This window comes from Clostridioides sp. ZZV15-6598 (assembly GCF_020657705.1).
Classification (GTDB): Bacteria; Bacillota; Clostridia; order Peptostreptococcales; family Peptostreptococcaceae; genus Clostridioides; species Clostridioides difficile_F.
Genome location: NZ_JAGWCS010000016.1, coordinates 1 through 22,436, shown reverse-complemented (window position 1 = coordinate 22,436; position 22,436 = coordinate 1). Strand labels below are relative to the sequence as shown.

At 29.7% G+C, this 22,436-nt stretch carries 16 protein-coding genes and 1 riboswitch; of the genes, 15 read left to right on the top strand and 1 reads right to left on the bottom strand.

Features of this window, described 5'->3' with window-relative positions; genetic code table 11:
- Positions 1-5: 5 nt before the first annotated feature.
- From KGF50_RS05015 to KGF50_RS04980, 8 genes are all read left to right on the top strand, one after another.
- Positions 6-1,550 (top strand): acetyl-CoA hydrolase/transferase family protein, encoded by a 1,545-nt coding sequence (locus KGF50_RS05015; protein ID WP_227847079.1) that lies wholly within the window; start codon positions 6-8, stop codon positions 1,548-1,550.
- 31 nt (positions 1,551-1,581) lie between these two features.
- Positions 1,582-2,973: an aldehyde dehydrogenase family protein gene (locus KGF50_RS05010; protein WP_227847078.1), complete on the top strand. Its 1,392-nt coding sequence runs from the start codon at positions 1,582-1,584 to the stop codon at positions 2,971-2,973.
- A gap of 208 nt (positions 2,974-3,181) precedes the next feature.
- A complete protein-coding gene (gene abfD / locus KGF50_RS05005; RefSeq protein WP_227847077.1) occupies positions 3,182-4,678 on the top strand; it encodes a 4-hydroxyphenylacetate 3-hydroxylase family protein in 1,497 nt (498 codons plus the stop codon).
- Positions 4,679-4,805: 127 nt separating this feature from the next.
- Positions 4,806-5,081: a hypothetical protein gene (locus tag KGF50_RS05000; protein ID WP_227432694.1), complete on the top strand. Its 276-nt coding sequence runs from the start codon at positions 4,806-4,808 to the stop codon at positions 5,079-5,081.
- Between the two features lie 25 nt (positions 5,082-5,106).
- Positions 5,107-6,414 (top strand): acetyl-CoA hydrolase/transferase C-terminal domain-containing protein, encoded by a 1,308-nt coding sequence (locus KGF50_RS04995; RefSeq protein WP_227847076.1) that lies wholly within the window; start codon positions 5,107-5,109, stop codon positions 6,412-6,414.
- 19 nt (positions 6,415-6,433) lie between these two features.
- Positions 6,434-7,552, top strand: coding sequence for a 4-hydroxybutyrate dehydrogenase (locus KGF50_RS04990; RefSeq protein ID WP_227847075.1), 1,119 nt, complete (start codon positions 6,434-6,436; stop codon positions 7,550-7,552).
- A gap of 302 nt (positions 7,553-7,854) precedes the next feature.
- Complete coding sequence (locus KGF50_RS04985) at positions 7,855-8,772, top strand: 5-bromo-4-chloroindolyl phosphate hydrolysis family protein (protein WP_227847074.1); 918 nt, start codon at positions 7,855-7,857, stop codon at positions 8,770-8,772.
- A gap of 117 nt (positions 8,773-8,889) precedes the next feature.
- A complete protein-coding gene (locus KGF50_RS04980; protein ID WP_227847073.1) occupies positions 8,890-10,047 on the top strand; it encodes a toxic anion resistance protein in 1,158 nt (385 codons plus the stop codon).
- 151 nt (positions 10,048-10,198) lie between these two features.
- Here KGF50_RS04980 and KGF50_RS04975 read toward each other — a convergent pair whose 3' ends face one another.
- Complete coding sequence (locus KGF50_RS04975; protein ID WP_227847072.1) at positions 10,199-11,698, bottom strand: IMP dehydrogenase; 1,500 nt, start codon at positions 11,696-11,698, stop codon at positions 10,199-10,201.
- 618 nt (positions 11,699-12,316) lie between these two features.
- On the opposite strand from KGF50_RS04975, the gene KGF50_RS04970 reads away from it, so the two are divergent.
- From KGF50_RS04970 to KGF50_RS04940, 7 genes are all read left to right on the top strand, one after another.
- Positions 12,317-13,738 carry a PTS mannitol transporter subunit IICBA gene (locus KGF50_RS04970; protein ID WP_227847071.1) on the top strand — a complete coding sequence of 474 codons (1,422 nt, stop codon included), beginning with the start codon at positions 12,317-12,319 and terminating at the stop codon, positions 13,736-13,738.
- 30 nt (positions 13,739-13,768) lie between these two features.
- A complete protein-coding gene (locus KGF50_RS04965; protein WP_227847070.1) occupies positions 13,769-15,904 on the top strand; it encodes a BglG family transcription antiterminator in 2,136 nt (711 codons plus the stop codon).
- A gap of 30 nt (positions 15,905-15,934) precedes the next feature.
- Complete coding sequence (locus tag KGF50_RS04960) at positions 15,935-16,357, top strand: PTS sugar transporter subunit IIA (RefSeq protein WP_227847069.1); 423 nt, start codon at positions 15,935-15,937, stop codon at positions 16,355-16,357.
- Between the two features lie 18 nt (positions 16,358-16,375).
- On the top strand, positions 16,376-17,527 hold the full coding sequence (locus tag KGF50_RS04955) for a mannitol-1-phosphate 5-dehydrogenase (RefSeq protein ID WP_227847068.1): 1,152 nt from the start codon (positions 16,376-16,378) through the stop codon (positions 17,525-17,527).
- 106 nt (positions 17,528-17,633) lie between these two features.
- A riboswitch (purine riboswitch) is annotated at positions 17,634-17,735 on the top strand.
- A gap of 187 nt (positions 17,736-17,922) precedes the next feature.
- Positions 17,923-18,495 (top strand): xanthine phosphoribosyltransferase, encoded by a 573-nt coding sequence (locus KGF50_RS04950; protein WP_227847067.1) that lies wholly within the window; start codon positions 17,923-17,925, stop codon positions 18,493-18,495.
- Between the two features lie 57 nt (positions 18,496-18,552).
- Positions 18,553-19,203, top strand: a complete 651-nt coding sequence (fsa, locus tag KGF50_RS04945) for a fructose-6-phosphate aldolase (protein WP_003423115.1) — start codon at positions 18,553-18,555, stop codon at positions 19,201-19,203.
- Between the two features lie 137 nt (positions 19,204-19,340).
- The gene (locus tag KGF50_RS04940; protein WP_227847066.1) at positions 19,341-22,265 is read left to right on the top strand and encodes a sigma 54-interacting transcriptional regulator; all 2,925 of its coding nucleotides are present in this window, start codon (positions 19,341-19,343) and stop codon (positions 22,263-22,265) included.
- Positions 22,266-22,436 lie beyond the last annotated feature (171 nt).

Sequence of the window (22,436 nt, the reverse complement as noted above, 5' to 3'; positions counted from 1 at the left end):
TATTTATGAATAATGAAGGAGTATTTGAAGAACTAAGCGAAAGATTAAGAAATAAAAAGTTATGTGATTTAATTATGAATGCAGATGAAGCTGCTAAACTTATAAATAATGGGATGGTTGTTGGACTTAGTGGATTTACACCTTCAGGTTACCCAAAAGCAGTACCATTAGCGGTTTCAGAAAGGGCTAAAAGTGGAGAAAAGATAAAATTGACTGTATATTCAGGAGCATCTTTAGGACCAGAAGTAGATGGAGCATGGGCAGAAGCAGGTATAATTGAAAGAAGACTTCCTTATCAAACTAATTCAATACTTAGAAACAGTATTAATAAAGGTGAGGTCAATTATATAGATATGCATCTAAGTCATTCTACTCAATTTTTAAACTATAAAACTATACCTAAAGTGGATGTAGCGATAATAGAAGCACTTGCCATAACTGAAAATGGAGATATTATACCAACTAGTGGTATAGGAAATTCTCCATCTTTTGTAAAAAGTGCAGACAAAGTAATTGTTGAAATAAATCTGGCAAAACCAATGGAGATGGAAGGTATGGCAGATATATATATTACAGAAAATCCGCCAAACAGAAAACCAATAGAAATAAATCATCCTAAAGATAGAATCGGAACGACATATATACCTTGTGGTTTAGATAAGATTGCAGGAATAGTAATCACTAATATGCAAGATAAAACACGTCCATTGGGTATTGTAGATGAAGCCTCAAAAAAGATATCAAATAATATTATTGCTTTTCTGAAAGAAGAAGTAAAATCAGGTAGATTGTCAAAGAATTTACTTCCTCTTCAATCTGGTGTAGGAAGTGTAGCAAATGCGGTTTTATATGGACTATGTGAATCTGAGTTTGAGAATTTGACTTGTTATACAGAGGTTGTGCAGGATTCAATGTTGGATTTAATCAGAATGGGTAAAGTTACAATGGCATCAACTACATCTGTAAGTCCATCCCCAGAAGGATTAATAAAATTTGAGAATGATATAGATTTTTTTAAAGATAAAATTATATTGAGACCTCAAGAAATTAGTAATAACCCAGAAATAGCTAGAAGAATTGGTGTAATTGCAATGAATACTGCAATTGAGGTTGATATTTACGGAAATGTAAACTCAACTCATATCATGGGTTCAAAGATGATGAATGGAATCGGTGGTTCTGGTGATTTTGCTAGAAATGGAGCAATAACTATATTTAGTACTGAATCAATTGCAAAAAACGGTGATATATCATCAATAGTACCTATGGTGTCTCATGTAGACCATACTGAACATGATGTAATGGTAATTGTAACAGAACAAGGATATGCTGATTTAAGAGGTCTAGCACCTAGAGAAAGAGCTATTAAGATAATAGAAAATTGTGCTCATCCAGATTATAAAGAGCAACTTATGGATTACCTAAATAGAGCATGTCAAAATGGGGCAAAGCAAACTCCTCATATATTAGATGAAGCTTTATCATGGCATAGTAAATTTATGAGTACAGGTACAATGAAGAAGTCAGAAACTTTTGAAAGTGCATTATAAAAATATTTAATAAATTGGAGGAATATTAAAAATGGAAAAAGCAGTAGAAAACTTTGAAGATTTAAGCAAAGAATATATTAATGGATACATTGAGAGAGCTAGAAAAGCTCAGAGAGAGTTTGAATGTTATACTCAAGAACAAGTGGATAAAATAGTGAAGATAGTTGGAAAGGTAGTATACTATAACGCGGAATATTTAGCTAAACTTGCAGTAGAAGAAACTGGAATGGGTGTATATGAAGATAAAGTAGCTAAAAATAAAAGTAAAGCGAAAGTTATATACAATAATTTAAAAGATAAGAAATCAGTTGGTATAATTGACATAGATAGAGAAACAGGGATAACAAAGGTAGCTAAACCAATTGGAGTTGTAGCAGCGATAACTCCTTGTACAAATCCAATAGTTACACCTATGAGTAATGCTATGTTTGCATTAAAGGGAAGAAATGCAATTATTATAACACCACATCATAAAGCAATTGGATGTAGTACTAAGACTGTTGATATGATTAATGAAGAATTGGAAAAAATAGGAGCGCCAGAAAATCTAATACAAATACTTGACCAACAATCAAGAGAAAATACAAGAAATTTAATTTCATCAGCAGATGTAGTAATTGCTACTGGTGGAATGGGAATGGTAAGAGCTGCATATTCAAGTGGAAAGCCAGCTCTTGGTGTAGGAGCAGGAAATGTCCAATGTATTATAGACAGAGATGTAGATATTAAAGAAGCAGTACCTAAAATCATAGCTGGAAGAATATTTGACAATGGTATAATTTGCTCAGGTGAGCAATCAGTGATAGTGGCAGAAGAAATGTTTGATAAAGTAATGGATGAATTTGAAAGTAACAAAGGTTTTATAGTTAGAGATAAAGCACAAAAAGAAGCTTTTAGAAATGCAATGTTTGTTAATAAATCTATGAACAAAGATGCAGTAGGGCAATCAGTTCATGCAATTGCAAAAATTGCAGGAGTTGAAATACCAGAAGATACAAAAATAATAGTGATAGAAGCAGATGGAGCAGGTGAAGAAGATATCCTTGCAAAAGAAAAAATGTGTCCAGTTATATCTGCATATAAGTATAAAGACTTTGAAGAAGGTGTAGCTATTGCAAAAGCAAATCTAAATGTAGAAGGAAAAGGACATAGTGTATCTATACATTCAAATACAATTAAGAATATAGAATATGCAGGAGAAAACATAGAAGTATCAAGATTTGTAATTAATCAATGTTGTGCTACAAGTGCTGGAGGAAGCTTCTTTAATGGTCTTGCACCTACAAATACTTTAGGTTGTGGTTCTTGGGGAAATAACAGTATTTCTGAAAATCTTGATTACAAACATTTAATCAATATTTCTAGAATTGCTTATTATATGCCAGAAAATGAAGTACCTACAGATGAAGAACTTTGGGGATAAAATTCAAGTATAAAAAAGTATTCATTCTAAATTAAAATAGAAATATATTTTAATTTAGAATGAATCTAAACTAAAAATGAATTTAATTTAAAATATCGAAGTAAATTTAGAAGATTGAAAGACAAACAAAAAAAGGACGCATTATAAATTAACATAAATAAATTAACATAAATAAAAATTATTATAAAATAGAAGGAGTGGTTTTATTATGGCATTAATGACAGGAGCTCAATATATTGAAAGTTTGAGAAAATTAAATACTAAAGTTTATATGTTTGGTGAAGAGGTTAAAAATTGGGTTGACCATCCAATGATTAGACCGTCTATAAATTGTGTAGCAGCTACTTATGATTTGGCACATGACCCAGAATATGCAGATTTAATGACAGTTACTTCAAATATTACAGGAGAAAAAATAAATAGATTTGGTCATCTTCATCAAAGTACTGACGATTTGATAAAGAAAGTTAAAATGCAAAGACTATGTGGTCAAAAAACAGCTTCTTGTTTCCAAAGATGTGTAGGTATGGATGCTTTTAATGCGGTATATTCAACAACATTTGAGTGTGATAAAGCGCATGGAACTAATTATCATGATAATTTTGTAAAATACTTAACTTATATACAAGAAAACGATTTAGTAGTTGATGGAGCTATGACTGACCCTAAAGGAGATAGAGCATTATCACCTAGTGCTCAACCTGACCCAGATATGTTCCTTCATATAGTTGAAAGAAGAGAAGATGGAATAGTGGTAAGAGGAGCAAAAGCACATCAAACTGGATCAATAAATTCACATGAACATCTTATAATGCCTACTATAAGTATGACTGAAGCAGATAAAGACTATGCTGTATCATTTGCAGTTCCTTCAGATGCTGAAGGTGTGTTCATGATTTATGGAAGACAATCTTGTGACACTAGAAAATTAGAAGATGGAGCAGATGTTGATTTAGGAAATAAGGAGTTTGGAGGACAAGAAGCTCTAGTAGTATTCGATAATGTATTCGTTCCAAATGATAGAATTTTCTTATGTGGAGAGTGGGATTACTCAGGTATGTTGGTGGAAAGATTTGCTGGATACCATAGACAAAGTTATGGTGGATGTAAAGTTGGAGTAGGTGATGTAATAATAGGAGCAGCAGCTTTAGCAGCTGATTACAATGGAGCAAACAAAGCTTCTCATATAAAAGATAAATTAATAGAAATGACTCACCTTAATGAAAGCTTATATTGTTGTGGTATAGCATGTTCATCAGAAGGACATAAGACAGAAGCTGGAAACTATCAAATAGATTTACTTCTTGCAAATGTGTGTAAACAAAATGTAACTAGATTCCCTTATGAAATAGTAAGACTTGCAGAAGATATAGCTGGTGGGCTTATGGTTACTATGCCTTCAGAAAAAGACTTTAAATCAGATGTCAAAGTTGGAACAAGTGGAATGACAATAGGTGAAGTATGTAATAAATATTTTAAAGCTTCTTCAGTAGCTTCAACAGAAGAAAGAATGAGAATATTAAGATTCTTAGAAAATATATGCCTTGGTTCATCTGCTGTTGGTTATAGAACTGAGTCAATGCATGGAGCAGGTTCACCACAAGCACAAAGAATAATGATTTCAAGACAAGGAAACATAAATCAGAAGAAAGAATTAGCTAAGACAATTGCAGGAATAAAAAAAGAGAAAGCTCTAAATTTATAAAAAGTTGATATATAAATGGGAAAATATATTGACTTATACTAATTAATGAAAAAATATATCGTATAAAAATAAGCGTGAAATAGTAGTTTGAGCTATAAAAAGAGATTTTTAGAAGGAGAATTTACACATGACCTGTGGAGTTAGATTTTGTGGGGGCTGTAACCCTAGATACGAAAGAGGGAAGGCTCTTGCAATAATCAAAGAGCACTTCAATGGTAGAGTAGATTTTAGTGTAGCAGAAGAAGATGTAGAATACGATTTATTACTTATAATTGGAGGATGCACAACTTTATGTGCATCCTACCAACAATATAAAGTTAAAAAATCATATATTAAAATTTGGGATTTTAGTCATATAGAAAGAGCTATAAATATAATAGAATCAGCAATTTGTGAGGCTTAAATAAGAGTTAGATGGGGTGATTTCATTGAATTGGCGAGAATTGTATCAAAGTAAGTTATGTACTGCTACAGAGGCTGTAAAGCATATTAAAGATGGGGATACGGTAGTATTTGCACACTGTGTAGGTGAGCCTCCTGCACTAGTAGATGCTATGATTGAAAATGCAAAACAGTATAAAAACGTTGAGATTAAGCATATGGTAAGTCTAGGGAGTGGTGGATATACTGGCGATGGAATGGAAACTCACTTTAGAGTAAATCCGATGTTTGTAAGTGGAAATGTAAGAAAGGCAATTGAAAATGGAGATGGAGATTTTACTCCTGCATTCTTTCATGAAGTACCAAAATTAATTAGAGAAAAAAGATTAAAATGTGATGTTGTTTTAGCACAGGTAACTCCACCAGATGAACATGGGTATTGTAGCTTAGGGACATCAGTTGACTATACCTACGAAGCTATTAAAACTGCTAAAACAGTAATTGTTCAAGTAAATGACCAATTTCCTAGAACTTATGGTGAAGTAGTTCATGTATCAGAGTTTGATTATATAGTTGAAAAGTCACAACCTTTATATGAACTGCAACCTGCTAAGATTGGGGAAGTAGAAGAAGCAATAGGTAAAAATTGTGCTTCTCTAATTGAAGATGGTTCTACCTTACAACTTGGAATTGGCGGAATTCCAGATGCAGTTATGCTATTTTTAACAGATAAAAAAGATTTAGGAATTCATTCAGAAATGATTTCAGATGGAACCTTAGCTCTCTATGAAAAAGGTGTTATAAATGGTAAATATAAAAATTTTGATAAAGAAAAAATGACAGTTACATTTTTAATGGGAACTAAAAAATTATATGATTTTGCTAATAATAACCCAGTAGTTGAAGTGAAGCCTGTAGACTATGTAAATCATCCAGCAGTTATAATGAAACAACATAAAATGGTTTCTATAAATTCTGCTATACAAGTTGATTTGATGGGACAGGTAGTTGCAGAGGCAATGGGTCTTAGACAATTTAGTGGAGTTGGAGGTCAAGTTGACTTCATACGTGGAGTATCTATGGGAGAAGATGGAAAGGCAATTATAGCCATGCCTTCAATAACTACAAAAAAAGATGGTACAGTGATTTCAAAAATTGTTTCAATTGTTGATGAAGGTGCTCCTATAACAACATCTAGAAATGATATTGACTATGTTGTAACAGAGTATGGAATAGCAGAGTTAAAAGGAAAATCTCTTAGAGAAAGAGCAAGAAACTTAATCAATATTGCTCATCCAAGTGTAAGAGAAAGTCTAGCACTAGAGTTTGAAAAAAGATTTAAAGAGAAATATTAATAGTAGAGGGGTGTTAAGAATGGAAGCACTTAGAGTAGTTCCAAAAATATTTTATTTTGATACATTTAAAGAATTTAACGAAGAATTTAAAATAGGAAAAAATGATTTAGTAATTACAAACGAATTTATATATGAACCATATATGAAACCTCTTGGAATAGATACCAATCTAATTTTCCAAGAAAAATTTGGAACAGGTGAACCATCTGATGAAATGATAGATTCTATGACAAAAGAAATGAAGAAATACAATTTCAATAGAATTATCGCCTTTGGAGGAGGTACAATAGTTGATATATGCAAGATATTAGCACTTGATGTTCCAGAAAAGTCTATTGACTTATTTGAAGGAGAAGTAGCACCTAAAAAAGTAAAAGAATTGGTGGTAGTTCCTACAACATGTGGTACAGGAAGTGAAGTAACAAATGTAGCCATCGCAGAGTTAAAATCTAAGCATACTAAAAAGGGTCTTGCAGTAGAAGAAACTTATGCAGATTATGCAGTATTAATTCCAGAATCAGTAAAAGGATTGCCTTATAAATTTTTTGTAACAAGCTCAGTGGACGCTCTTATACATGCTATTGAGTCCTATCTATCTCCAAAAGCAAGTCCATTTACAGAAATGTATTCTTTACAGGCTATAAAAATGATTATGGATGGATATAAAAAGATTGTGGCTAAAGGAGAAGAAGAGAGATTCAATCATCTTAAGGACTTTGTACTTGCATCAAACTATGCAGGAATTGCTTTTGGAAATGCTGGTTGTGCAGCAGTGCATGCTTTATCTTATTCAATAGGTGGCGCTTTTCATGTTGCACATGGTGAAGCAAATTATCAGTTCTTTACTGAAGTATTTAAGATGTACTCTAGAAAAAATCCTAATGGAAAGATTACACAATGTACAAAAATTTTAGCGGATGCCCTTGAATGTGACTCTAATTGTGATGTTTATGGAGAATTAGAAAAATTCTTAAACAAATTAATAGCTAAGAAAGCTCTAAGAGAGTATGGAATGGTGGAAAGCCAGATAGATGAATTTACTGATAGCACAATAGCTAATCAACAGAGATTACTTGCCAACAATTATGTAGAACTTAGTAGAGAAGAGATAAGAGAGATATTTGCAAATCTTTATTAATATAAATTTTTTATTTGGATTAAGTATAGATGATATAAATAATGATAATTATATCAATATAAAAAATAAGAGGACTTAAATTTACTTAAAATTAAGTCCTCTTATTTTTGTATAGCATTAAATATTTGCATAGCATTAAATATAAGTACATTTTTAGTTAGAAAATGTACTTACATTTAAGTCTATTACCCTATTTGAAATAATTTGTAGAATTTCAAATTCCTTGACAGTAATAAGTAAGTAATTGTATAATCAAACTGAAATATAATAATAATATTAGTAAAAATGAAAGGATATAAATCATGTATAAACCAGAGAATTTTTCTAAAAAATCTGTATTAATAAATTCGTTTTTAAGTAAATTTTTAAAGATAGTTGGATGGGGTCTAGTAGGTTTATTTACACTATCGGCCTTAGTATTGTCAACTATTTCAATTATAATTGGATGGGCAGTTATACTTCCTATTCAAGTATGTGCTTTATTTTTAATAATAGGTGGGGTTTGTATTTTTAAAGGTAAAAGATTAGGAGACCAAATTTCTCGATATAAAAAATACTGTACAATCATAAGCAATAAAAATATTATTCCAGTAGAACTTATTGCAGAAAGTACATCTAAGTCATTAAAATTTATAGTAAAAGATGTACAAAAAATGATAGATAAAAATTACTTTATAAATACTTATATTGATAAAAGAAACAATCAAATTGTATTAACAAATGAAGATGGAGTTCCACCAAAATATGAAGATGTAGTATATGAAGCTGAAGAAGATGAAGTTGAGAATAGTAATGAAGTTGATATGATTATTAAAAAAGGAATGGACTATTTGAGACAAATAAAGGAAGCTAATGAAAATATTAAATCAGAATCAATGTGCAGCAAAATTGTACAAGTAGAAGATGTTACGAGTAAAATATTTGATGTTGTAAAACATGACCCATCAAAACTTATTCAGATACAAAAATTTATGGATTATTATATTCCAACTACTTTGAAGCTTTTAAATTCATATCATACATTGGAAGAACAAGGAATAGACAGAGAAAATATAACAACAACTATGGAGAGTATTGAAAGTACAATGAGTACAATTGTAGTGGCTTTTGAAAACCAATTGGATTCTCTATTTGAGGATGAAGCTATTGACATATCTACAGATATTACTGTTTTAGAGAATATGTTAGTTCAAGAGGGATTAACAGGTGGAAAGTTTTAACTGTAATATAAAAAATATTCTGTTATTTTTGAACAGTTAATTAGATATAAAGGATAAAAATATGCAAGATATAAGTATTAATTAGTACTTTATGAAGGAAGAGGAGAGAAGTATAGAATGAATAATTTAGATGATATACCAGTTATGCCAACACTGACACTTGACCCATTTGGTGAAGAAACAAAAACAAATGATATAAATAATTCTGACCTATTAATGAAAAAGAATGAAAAAGACCCAGAAGAAGAAAAACTATCAGAAGTTGAGCGTAAAATGGTAAAAGAATTTGCAGAAAAAATAGATATTACAAATACAAATATGATTTTGCAATATGGAGCTGGGGCTCAAAAAAAGGTAGCAGGATTTTCGGAAACCGCTTTAAAGAGTGTTAAAACTAGAGATTTAGGCGAAGTTGGTGATATGCTTACAAATCTAGTTACTGATTTGAAATCATTTTCAGCTGACGAAAAGGAACAAGGTGGTTTTTTAGGGATTTTTAAAAAGGCAAATAATAAAATTTCAAATTTAAAAACTAAGTATGACAGTGCAGAAACAAATGTAGACAAAGTAAGTAAAGAACTTCAAAAGCATCAAGTTAAAATATTGAAAGACATAGCAATGCTTGATAAAATGTATGAATTAAACTTAGCTTATTCAAAAGAACTGACTATGTATATTATAGCAGGGAAACAAAAGCTAAAAGACATGAAAGAACTTGAGATGCCAAAATTAAGAGAAAGAGCAAGCCTGTCTGGTTCAACAGAAGATGCTCAATCTGTAAATGATATGGTTTCACTTTGTGACCGATTTGAAAAGAAGATTCATGACTTAGAACTAACTAGAATGGTATCACTTCAAATGGCTCCACAGATAAGATTGGTTCAAAATAGCAATAATTTAATGGCAGAAAAAATTCAATCTACTATAGTAAATACTATTCCATTATGGAAAAATCAAATAGTACTTGCTCTTGGAATATCTCATTTGAATCAAGCTATGAAAGCACAGCGTGAAGTTAGTAATATGACAAATGAACTTCTACTAAAGAATGCAGAAACATTGAAGATGGGAACAATAGAAACAGCCAAAGAATCAGAAAGAGGCATTGTAGATATAGATACAATTAAGAAGACTAATCAATCTTTAATATCAACTATTGATGAAGTAGTTAAGATACAAAATGATGGTAGAATAAAGAGACAAGAAGCAGAAGTTGAATTATCAAAAATAGAAAGTGAACTTAAAAGTAAGCTTCTTGAATTTACAGTTAAATAAAAGATTATATCAAAATAAAAAGGGGCTATCTCAAAATAGAGATAAGCCTCTTTTTCATTGTTGAAATGATGAAAATATATTTGATTTCATACAAAAAAAGAGTGCCTCATGAACTAAAAAGTTCATTTTGAGACACCCCATTTTATTTATATTATAAGTTTCTGTTATCTTTTAGCATAACATCATGAGCTCCACCTTCAACTATACTAGTAGAAGATACAAGTGTTAGCTTAGCATTTTTTTGAAGTTCAGGAATGCTAAGAGCACCACAGTTGCACATAGTAGAACGAACTTTACTTAGAGAAAGTGTAACATTGTCTTTTAAAGAACCAGCATAAGGAACATAAGAGTCAACACCTTCTTCAAAAGAAAGTTTCTTATCTCCACCAAGGTCATATCTTTGCCAGTTTCTAGCACGTGCAGAACCTTCTCCCCAATATTCTTTCATGTAACTACCATTTATATTAACCTTATTAGTTGGACTTTCATCAAAACGAGAGAAATATCTACCAAGCATTATAAAATCAGCACCCATAGCTAAAGCTAAAGTTATATGATGGTCATAAACAATACCACCATCAGAACAAATTGGAATGTAAATACCTGTTTTTTCAAAATATTCATCTCTAGCTTGAGCAACTTCAATTATAGAAGTAGCTTGTCCACGTCCTATACCTTTTTGCTCACGAGTGATACATATAGAACCACCACCAATACCAACTTTAACGAAGTCCGCACCAGCTTCAGCAAGGTAAAGGAATCCTTCACGGTCAACTACATTCCCAGCTCCAACCTTAACTGTATCACCATATTTTTCACGAATAAAATCAAGAGTTATCTTTTGCCACTCAGAAAAACCTTCTGAAGAGTCTATACATAAAACATCAGCACCAGCTTCAACTAAAGCAGGAACACGCTCAGCAAAGTCTCTAGTATTGATACCAGCTCCAACTACATATCTTTTAGAAGAATCTAAAAGTTCAAGTGGATTTTCTTTATGAGAAGAGTAATCTTTACGGAACACCATATATACAAGATTACCATTGTCATCAAGTACAGGAAGAGAATTAAGCTTATGATCCCATATAATATTGTTTGCTTCTTTTAAAGTAACATCTTTGTTAGCATAAACTATGGATGACATAGGAGTCATAAATTCACTAACTTTAGTATCTAAGTCCATACGACTTATACGGTAATCACGACTTGCAACAATACCTAATAATTTACCAGTTGAAGTACCATCTTCAGTAACAGCAACTGTAGAATGTCCAGTTTTTTCTTTTAGTTCAAGTATGTCTTTTAATGTATTGTCAGGTTTAATATTTGAATCACTCACAACAAATCCAGCCTTATGAGATTTAACACGTGCTACCATAGCAGCTTCACTTTCAATAGTTTGAGAACCATATATAAATGAGATACCACCTTCTTTAGCAAGCGCAATAGCCATCTTGTCATCAGAAACAGATTGCATAATAGCAGAAGTTAAAGGTATATTCATATGAATATCTGATTCTTCGCCTTTTTTAAATTTAGTAACAGGTGTTTTTAAACTTACATTAGCAGGTATACAATCAATAGAAGAGAAACCTGGTACAAGTAGGTACTCACTGAAAGTATGTGATGGTGTATCAAAATAAAACGCCATTTTTTAATCACTCCTTAATATTTTTATACTTTATTATAATTGATAGTATTAATTATAACTTATTCTTTAATTTTATTAAAGTATTTTGTCAGATATTGAGATTTTTGAAAAATTTAAACTATTTTAACCGAATTTGTTTAATATATGTTGCTTTGTACAGTCAAACTGTATATTAAATAATGTTTTATTTAATGTAGTAGGTAATTTGAGGTTAATTCTTAGTATATAATATCTTATATTATGTTTATAGACTCCTGTTACTAATATTGTGTATAGAGCATTATTGAAAGTATAAATTAATTAAATCTATATTAGTATATCCAAAAGTACTTCTAAAAAATTTATTTCATAAAATTCTTAATCACTTTTATATAAGGTTTTATAATATTCAATCAAATACACAAGTACTTTATAAATATAGTATTATTTGTAAAGATTGATATTCTAAAATACTACATAAATAAAATTAAACAAAAACTAAAATGACAAATGTCATTATCTTAAGTGACATAGAAACGATTTCTTAAAGTTGTTACTATAAAACATAAACTCTATAATAAAAGTATAACAAAAGGGAATCATATCGATATAGAATATAATTCAAATGGAGGTAAAATTATGAGCAGTTCTAATCAATCGACAATAAAGACATCTATACAGCGAGTAGGTAAATTTTTAAGTGGAATGGTAATGCCAAATATAGGAGCTTTTATAGCATGGGGTCTTATAACAGCATTATTTATACCAACAGGATGGATGCCAAATGAAAAATTAAGTACTATAGGCGATCCAATGATAAAATATCTTTTACCACTATTGATAGCATATACTGGTGGTAAAGCTATAGCAGGGCAAAGAGGCGGAGTAATAGGTGCAGCAGCAACGATGGGAGTAATTGTTGGAGCTGATATACCAATGTTTATTGGAGCAATGATAATGGGACCATTTGCAGGATGGGTAATCAAGAAGTTTGATAAATTCGTAGATGGAAAAATACCAACAGGATTTGAAATGTTAGTAAATAACTTCTCAATAGGTATAATAGGTATGCTTCTTGCAATATTAGGTTTTTATGCAATTGGACCAGCTATAGTAGCAGGTACAGCTCTTATAGAATCAGGAGTACAATTTATAGTTAGTAAAAGTTTATTACCTTTAGTTTCAGTATTTATAGAACCTGGAAAGGTATTGTTCTTAAACAATGCAATAAACCATGGTATATTAGGTCCTATAGGTATAGCTGAAGCAAAAGAAGCAGGTAAATCTATAATGTTCTTACTAGAAAGTAACCCTGGACCAGGGTTAGGTGTTCTATTAGCATATTGGATGTTTAGTAGAGGAAGCGTAAAACAATCAGCACCAGGAGCAGTAATAATACATTTCCTTGGTGGTATTCATGAAATTTACTTCCCATATATATTAATGAATCCAGTTTTAATATTAGCTACAATGGCAGGTGGAGCAGCAGGAATACTAACTTTTTCAATACTAGGAGCTGGACTTGTAGCAGCACCATCACCAGGAAGTATATTTGCACTTATGGCATTAGCACCAAAAGGAGGATTACTTCCAGTATTAGCGGGGGTTGCAGTTGCGACAGCTGTATCATTCTTAGTGGCAGCACCATTTGTTAAGAGAGCTTCAGCAAATCAAAGTGCAGAAGATGGTACTTTAGAAGAAGCTAAAGCAAAGATGAGTGATATGAAATCTGCAAGCAAAAGTTCAGATAAGAAAGTTGAAGAAAAACAACTTGAATTAAATGAAATTAAGAAGATTGTATTTGCATGTGATGCAGGAATGGGTTCTAGTGCAATGGGAGCTTCTAGATTTAAAAATAGAATAAAAAACTTGAATTTAGATATAGAAATTACAAACTCATCTGTTGATAATCTTCCAGATGATACTCAAATAGTAGTAACTCACAATACATTAGTTGAAAGAGTTGCCAAAAATAATTCAAATGTTGAGATAGTCTCAATAAACAACTTTTTAAATGACCCAAATTTAGATATACTGTTTAAAAGATTAGAATCTAAATAAAAAATAAAAAGTACCACTGATTAGGAGTGGATGAATTTGAAAAAAAAGAAGATTACATCTAGACAAAAAAAGATAATACTCATGATAGTAGAACATTCTAAGAAGAATATTCCAATAACTGTTTCTGAGATTGCAGGAGAGTTAGAGCTAAGCTCAAGAACTGTACTTAGAGATATGTCAGGAATTGAAAAATGGTTTGATGAAAATGATTTTAATTTTGTAAAAAAACCAGGTGTAGGTTTGATTTTAGAAGAAAATATAGAAAATCAAAATTTTATCATTGAGTTGTTAGAAGAAGAAAAAATAGAAAAAGAATACAGCAAAGAAGAAAGAAATTTAATTATATTATCAAAGCTACTAGTTTCTAATGAGCCAGTAAAATCTTATTACTTTGCAAAAATATTAAAGGTATCTGAAGGGGTACTAAACAATGATTTTACAGTAGCAAGTGAATGGTTAGAAAGATTTGATATTGAGCTTATTAGAAAACCAGGGCTTGGTGTGTACCTCAAAGGTCAGGAAAAAAACTTTAGAGAAGCATATGTAAACCTTATATATGACTCATTTAATGAAAAAGAAATATTAGATATGGTCAGAAATATAAGTGAGAATATACAAACTGATAAAGCAATAGAAATTTTAAGTGAAAACAGACTTTTAAATTTAATGGACAAGTGCATAATAAGAAAAGTTGAAAGTACATTGACAAAGAAGCTTTCAGAGTTAGATGTAAATTTAGCTGATAGTGCATATATAGGGCTTGTAGTTCATATTTCACTAGCTTTACAGAGGATAAAAAATGGTGAAAACATAACTATGGAGAATGATTTTCTAGAGGAATTATCTTTAACAGAAGAATTTAAACTAGCTCAAGAAATTGTAAAAGGCATGGCAGTTGATTTTAGTATGAATATACCATTAGATGAAGTTGGATATATAACTATGCATATTAGAGGTGCAAAGCAAAGGTCATCTTCAAATCATAAAGCTTTAAACTTGGATGATATAGAAGTAATGGATATTACAAATAAAATGATAGATTTAGCAGAAGATGAATTTAAGATAAGTCTTAAAAATGATGAAAGATTATTTAAAGACCTAGCAAACCATCTGGGACCTTCTATAAACAGATTGAATATGGGACTAGAAATAAGGAATCCACTTTTAGATGAAATAAAAACTAAGTATTCATATGCTTACAATGGAGTCGAAAAGGTTTCTAAAGTCATAAAAGACAAGCTAAATATAAATTCAATACCTGAATCTGAAATAGGATATATTGCAATGCATTTTGCATCAGCTATAGAAAAAAATCTAATGATGCATGCTAATATAAATATTGTTGTAGCATGTCCTACTGGAATAGGTACTTCAAGATTTTTATCGACTAAAATTGAAAATAAATTTCCCAATCTAAACATACTTGAAACTATTTCAGCTATAAACATAGATGAAGAATATTTAAAAGAAAAAGAAGTCGATTTAATTATATCTACAGTGGAACTAAATACAAACTTAGATTATATATGTGTAGGGCCATTTATGAGTTCAGATGATGAGCTGATAATCAAAGAAAAAATAAAGTCTATAGCTCAAAACAAATTAATGGATTTAAAAGTAAAAGATGATACTAAAAATAAAAATAAAGTGTATGAACAGATAACAGAAAGTATGAACATAGGAAGAGATATTCTTGAGTTTTTAGATGAAATTCAATTTAAAAAATTTAAAAGCAAAGACTTAGATGAACTTATTATGGATTCATCAAAAATATTTGTAGAATCTAGTGAAGATGTAATATCTATAAAAGAATCCTTAGAAGAAAGATTAAAAATATCAATTCCATATATAGAAGAATCAAAGATTTTATTATTGCACTGCATGAGTGAAAGAATAGATATTATGAAGTTAGCAATAATAAGATTAGAAAATAACATAAAACTAAACTCTAATGAAGAAATTGAAAATGTAGTTTTTATGTTACTTCCTAAAGATTCACCAAGTTATCAAAGACAAATAATGAGTGAAATAAGTGGTTCATTAATAGATAATTTTGTTTTTACTAATAAAATAAACAAATTTTCTATACCAGAGATGACATTAGAAATAAAAAATATAGTTTTTAATTTTTATACAAATAAATTAAAAACATTAATAGATAAATAAAATTTACATTAAAAAAGGAAGGTTGATATTATGAGTAAAGTATTAAGTGAGAATAATATATTTTTAGGATTAGATAGTGTTTCAAAGGAAGAAGCTATAACTTTAGCAGGAAGAAAATTATTTGAAAATGGATATGTAAAAGAAGATTATATACCAGCAATGTTGGAAAGAGAAAAGGTAATGACTACATATATGGGAATGGGTGTTGCTATTCCACATGGTGTAAATGAAGCGAAAAAAGAAATATTATCTTCTGGAATAGTTATACTACAATTCCCTAATGGTATAGATTTTGATGGAGAAAAGGCATATTTATTAATAGGAATAGCTGGTGTTGGAGATGAGCATTTAGAGATACTATCTAATATAGCAATAGTTTTAGATGATGATTTAACAGAGAGACTAAAAAATTCAAATGACAAACAAGCTTTTATGGAAGCTTTTGCCAACTAATCTTAGGAGGAACTTAAAATGAAAAAGGCAATCCAATTTGGAGCAGGAAATATTGGAAGAGGATTTATTGGAGGTTTGTTAGTTAAGTCAGGTTATCATGTTGTATTTGCTGATGTTAATGAAGAAATATTAAATTCAATAAATAAAGATAAAAAATATACTATACACATAAGAGATGTAGAATGTGTAGATGAGATAATTGACAATATAAGTGCAGTTTCATCTATAAAAGAAGAAATAATAGACGAGATTGTAGAAGCTGAAATAATAACTACAGCAGTTGGGCCTTTAGTTTTAACTAAAATAGCACCTACAATTGCTAGAGGTATAAAAACTAGAAAAGAAAAAGGATTAAAAAATAATTTAAATATAATAGCTTGTGAAAATGCGATATATGCAAGTTCTTCTTTAAAAGAGGAAATACTTAAGTGTCTAAATAAAGAAGAAGTAGATTATTTAGAGAAATATATCGGATTTCCTAACTGTTCAGTTGACAGAATAGTTCCTCCTGGTAAAAATGAGAATCCTCTTGATGTAACAGTTGAAAATTTTTATGAGTGGAATGTTGAAAAGCAAGGATTTAAAGGAGAAATACCTAATATAGTTGGAATGAATTTAGCTGATAACCTTATGGCTTATATAGAACGTAAGTTGTTTACACTAAATACAGGTCATGCTATAACTGCTTATATAGGGTACTTAAAAGGATATAAAACGATAGAAGAAAGTATAAATGATGAATATATTTGTAATATAGTGAAAAATGCAATGACAGAAAGTGGAGAAGGATTAATCAAAAAATATAATTTTGATTCAGAAGCACATTATAAATATATTGATAAGATTTTAAACAGATTTAAAAATCCATATCTTAATGATGATGTAGTCAGAGTTGGAAGAGAGCCACTGAGAAAATTAAGTGATAAAGACAGATTGATTAAGCCTCTAATAACAGCAAAATCATATGGCTTAGCAGTTGATAACTTAATTCTTGGAATAGGTGCAGCACTTCATTATAACAATAGTGAAGATGCTCAAAGTGTAGAATTACAAGAACTAATAAAGTCTAATGGAGTAAAAAAAGCTATTGCTAAAATAGCTAATATAAACAATGATGAAGTACTTCTAGATAATATAGAAAAAAGTTATATTTTTATGGAAAATTTATAAGTTTACTTAAAAGAGTTGGATTTTGTTGAGTAACTAATGACTGTTTTATTCTACACAGTTTGAATTATTTGTTGAATAATAGAGAATTATAATATATAATTAAAAAGAATAAATTAATATGTTTACCTGTATACTTTTGATAATATGGTTCAAATGTTTCTACTAAGCTACCAATAATAGCTTAACTACAGGAGTGAAGATGATATAGTTTATACTTATTTTAAATTATATATTAAGTTGGTTACTTTGAATTTTAAGCTCCTGTCTATGATATAGACAGGAGCTTTTTTAGTATTCTAAGATAAAATACAAGCAATGCAGAGAGTAAAATTAAAGAGAATATAATTTTTTTTATTAAGATTAATATAATTTAGAAAGGTTTAGGTGGGAGTACAATGAAGGCTTTAGAGGAAAAGATATTAAGAGAAGGTAGTGTTTCAGGAAATGATATACTAAAAGTCGATAGTTTTTTAAATCATCAAATTGATGTAGCTTTTTTAAATGAAATAGGAAAAGAATTTAAAGAGAGATTTAATGGAGAAAAGGTAGATAAAATATTTACAATAGAGGCTTCAGGAATAGCTATAGCATCAATTGTTTCACAATACTTTGACAATGCTCCTGTAGTTTTTGCGAAAAAATCAGAATCTAAAAATTTAGATAAGGATGTGTATGAAACTAATGTATATTCATTTACTAAGGCAAAAGAATATGCAGTAAAAGTTTCTAAAAAGTATATAAATGAAGGCGAAAACATATTGGTAGTAGATGATTTTTTAGCTAATGGAAGGGCAGCTCTTGGGCTTAAAGATTTAATTGAGCAAGCAAATGCAAACCTAGTTGGAGTAGGGATTGTTATTGAAAAAGGATTCCAAGCTGGAGGAGCACTTTTAAAGGCTAATGATGTAAGATTAGAATCTTTAGCAGTAGTTGAATCTATAGATAATGGAACTGTAAAATTTAGATAATTTATGATATTATATACTTGTGTTTAGCACATATTCTAATTATGGAGGATTTTTTAAATGAGATTTTTTATAGACACAGCTAATATTGAAGAAATAAAAGAAGCAAATGATTTAGGTGTAATATGTGGAGTGACTACAAATCCATCTCTAATAGCTAAAGAAGGTAGAGATTTTATAGAAGTAGTTAAAGAAATCAGTGAGATAGTAGATGGGCCGATAAGTGCAGAAGTAATAAGTTTAGAGCACAAGGGTATGATAGAAGAAGCAGAAAAATTATCTAAAATACATAAAAATATAGTTATAAAAATACCTATGACAGCAGAAGGTTTAAAGGCAGTAAAAGTATTATCTAGTAAAGGTATAAAAACTAATGTTACACTTATATTCTCTGCTGGACAAGCTCTTTTAGCTGCTAGAGCTGGAGCTACGTATGTAAGTCCTTTTGTTGGAAGATTAGACGATATATCACAAAATGGTCTTGATTTAATTGAAGAAATTGTTGATATATTTAGTGTAAATAGTATTGAGGCTCAAATAATAGTTGCTAGTGTTAGAAATCCAATACATGTTTTACAAGCTGCTAGAATGGGAGCAGATATAGCAACAGTTCCTCTTAAAGTTATAAACCAAATGATTAAGCATCCTTTGACAGACAAAGGAATAGATAGCTTTATGAAGGATTGGGAAGGTGCTTCTTTAAAATTATAATCATATAAATTATGATTATAAGTATAAGAGAAGTTCTTATGGAAATTCTAAGCAATAAGGCTAGGCTATTTTGCCTAGTCTTATTTTGGTGTATAATATATTGAAATAAACTAAAATTTAAGGTAAGGAGGCGAAATATGGATAAAATATTAAGAGAGATACAAAGAGAAGACAAGAAAAATCCATACACTGACCAAGAACTTGCTGAAATATTAAATGTAGCTAGGTCTGAAGTAATAGCAGTTAGAAAAAAAAATAATATTTTAGATTCAAGAGAAAGAAGAAAAAAAATATTAATAGAAGATATATCTAAAATTGTAAATGATAATCCTCAAATGTCTGAAAGAAAAATAACTGAAATTTTAACCGAAAATGGCTATAATATATCAAGAAGTGCAGTATCAAAATTACTAAAAGAAGAAAATTTAAGTCAATCAAAAGGTGAAATTAAAGACAAAGAGCTTGTATCATCCGGAAAGCATGTAAAAGTTAGTAAGGCTGTAGAAGAAGATGGATTTGAAGAATTAATAGGTATAAAAGGCAGTTTAAAAGAGAAAGTAAACCTAGCTAAATCAGCAATAATGTATCCTCCTAATGGTCTTCATACTATAATATATGGGGAAACAGGTGTAGGTAAGAGTGAATTAGCTACATGTATGTACAAATATGCTGTGAAAAATAATATCAAAGAAGAAAATAGTCCATTCATAGTATTTAACTGTGCAGATTATGCAGAAAATCCTAACCTATTGATAGCTCAGCTATTTGGAGTAGTAAAAGGTGCATACACAGGAGCAGATGCAAATAGAGAAGGTCTTGTAGAGCAAGCTAATAATGGAATTTTGTTTTTGGATGAAATTCATAGATTACCTGCTGCTGGTCAAGAAATATTATTTTCTTTAATAGATAGAGGTGAATTTAGGAGATTAGGAGAGAGTAGTTCTAATAGAAAGGCAAATGTTCTCATAATAAGTGCTACAACAGAAAATCCAGATTCTAATTTACTTCAAACATTTAGAAGACGTATACCAATGGTAATCAATTTACCTAATATGAGTGAAAGACCAAAATCTGAAAGATATGAAATAATAATAAAATTCTTTGAAAGAGAAGCAAAAAGAGTAAATAAAAACTTTATAATAACTAAAGAAGTTATGTGTGCACTTATGAATTATAAATGTACTGGGAATATAGGGCAGTTAAAGAGTGATATACAAGTAACTTGTGCTAGAGCTTTTAGTAAGTCAATATTTTCTAGTGACAAGGTAATTATAGATTTAGATAGCTTAAGAGATTATATAAAAAGTGGATATTATGATTGTAATTGTGAAGATGAAAAGTATTCTGAGTTTTCAGTTGAAGATATATATATAGATATTAGTGAATTAGTAAGTGGAAAAAATAGAATTTTGTCTGATAATGAGATAAGTGAAATATACAATTATGCAGAAAAAGAATTGAAGGTTCTAGAAAGCAAGTGTTTTTCAGAAGAAGAATTAAAAAATGCATTTATAGAAAAGTTAGATAATAAATTTAATGCTATTAAAAACAATAAAAACTTGTCTGATAGAAGAAGTCGAATAGATTGGGGAGGACAGTTAAAAGAATCCACACTAGAGATAATGGACAAAGTAATTATATTTATTAAAGAGCAGTTTAAGCATGTAAATCAAGGGTTGTATTTAGCTTTAGCAATTCATATTGAGCATGCTATAGGTAGAATAAAAGATGGAAAAACTATAATAAATCCAAGTTTGGATAAGATAAAAGCATCAATGCCAATGGAATATGAATTATCCAGATATGTAATGGGAATAGTGGAAGATTTAACACAAGTTACATTCCCTGAAGATGAACTTGGATATTTAGCTTATTATATAAATAAATTTTGTTACAATGAAGAAAGTATAAAAGATAAAGTAAAAGTAGTCATAGTTACACATGGTAAAGTTGGAATTGAAATGTCTAATGTTGTAAATCATATTCTTGGTATAGAATGTACATTGGGTATAGAAATAGCACTTACAGATTCACCAGCAGAAGGAATAGAACATGTATTGGATGAACTTAAAAAGATAGAAGCACAAAAAGGAATTTTAGTTCTAATTGATATGGGTTCTTTAGTAATCCTTGGTGATGAGGTTGAAAAAAGACTTGGTATTAGATGCAAGACTGTAAACAGGGTGGATACATTATTAGCAATGGAAGCAGGAAAATTGGCTACAATTGAAGGAAAAAGCTTAGATGGTATAATAGCAGATTTAAAGAAAAATAAAAATTATGCTATGGTAAACACAAATAAATTTAGTTATAGAAAAAATGAATATGGAAAGAAAAATGTAATTATTACATTATGTTTAAGTGGAGTAGGTACAGCTTTAAACTTAAAGGAGCATATAGAAAAGCAAATTGAAGAATACGATACTTCAATTGAAGTAAAGCCAATTGCTTTTTTAAATAATAATTTAGAAGATGAATTAAATGACATTGAATCTGAATATAATATTATTGCTATTTGTGGCACAATTGATATAGATTATAAAAATGTACCTTTTATTTCTTATAATGAGGTACTTGGAAAAAATGGAATTAACAAGGTGTTAGAACATTTAAATAATAAACAACCATCTTTGAGTAGTGATAATCAATTGAATAATTTAATACATGAAGATTTAATTTTATATGATTTTGAAGGAATTTCAAAGGAGTATATAATCGATACTCTTGTATCAAAGCTTGAAGAAGGTGGGTATGTAGACTCAAAATATATATTAAGTGTGTATAAGAGAGAAGCTATGGGAAGTGTTGTAATGGCTTCAAAAGTTGCTGTACCACATGGGCTTCCAGAAAATGTTATAAAGCCAGCAATAGCCATAGCGAGATTAAATAAGCCTATAGTATGGGACAATAAATTTATGGTAGACTTAGTGGTGTTATTAGCACTTAAAGAGAATAATAAAAAAGAAATACGAAGCTTATTTTCAAAGATTAATGACCAGCATACGTTGGAAGTTTTATTAAACACTGAAGATAAAAATGAAATAAAAAAGATATTAAGTTAATTTTCAATATGGAAAATGATATAAAAAATTAAACAGAAAATTTGTTTTAGTATAAGCTTTAAGGAATCCTAATTGATAGATAGTTAATTGTTTAATGTAAGGTTAATACTATAAAATTGATTTATTTGATTTTATAGTGTTGGCCTTTTTATTTGTAGATAGTAAACATAT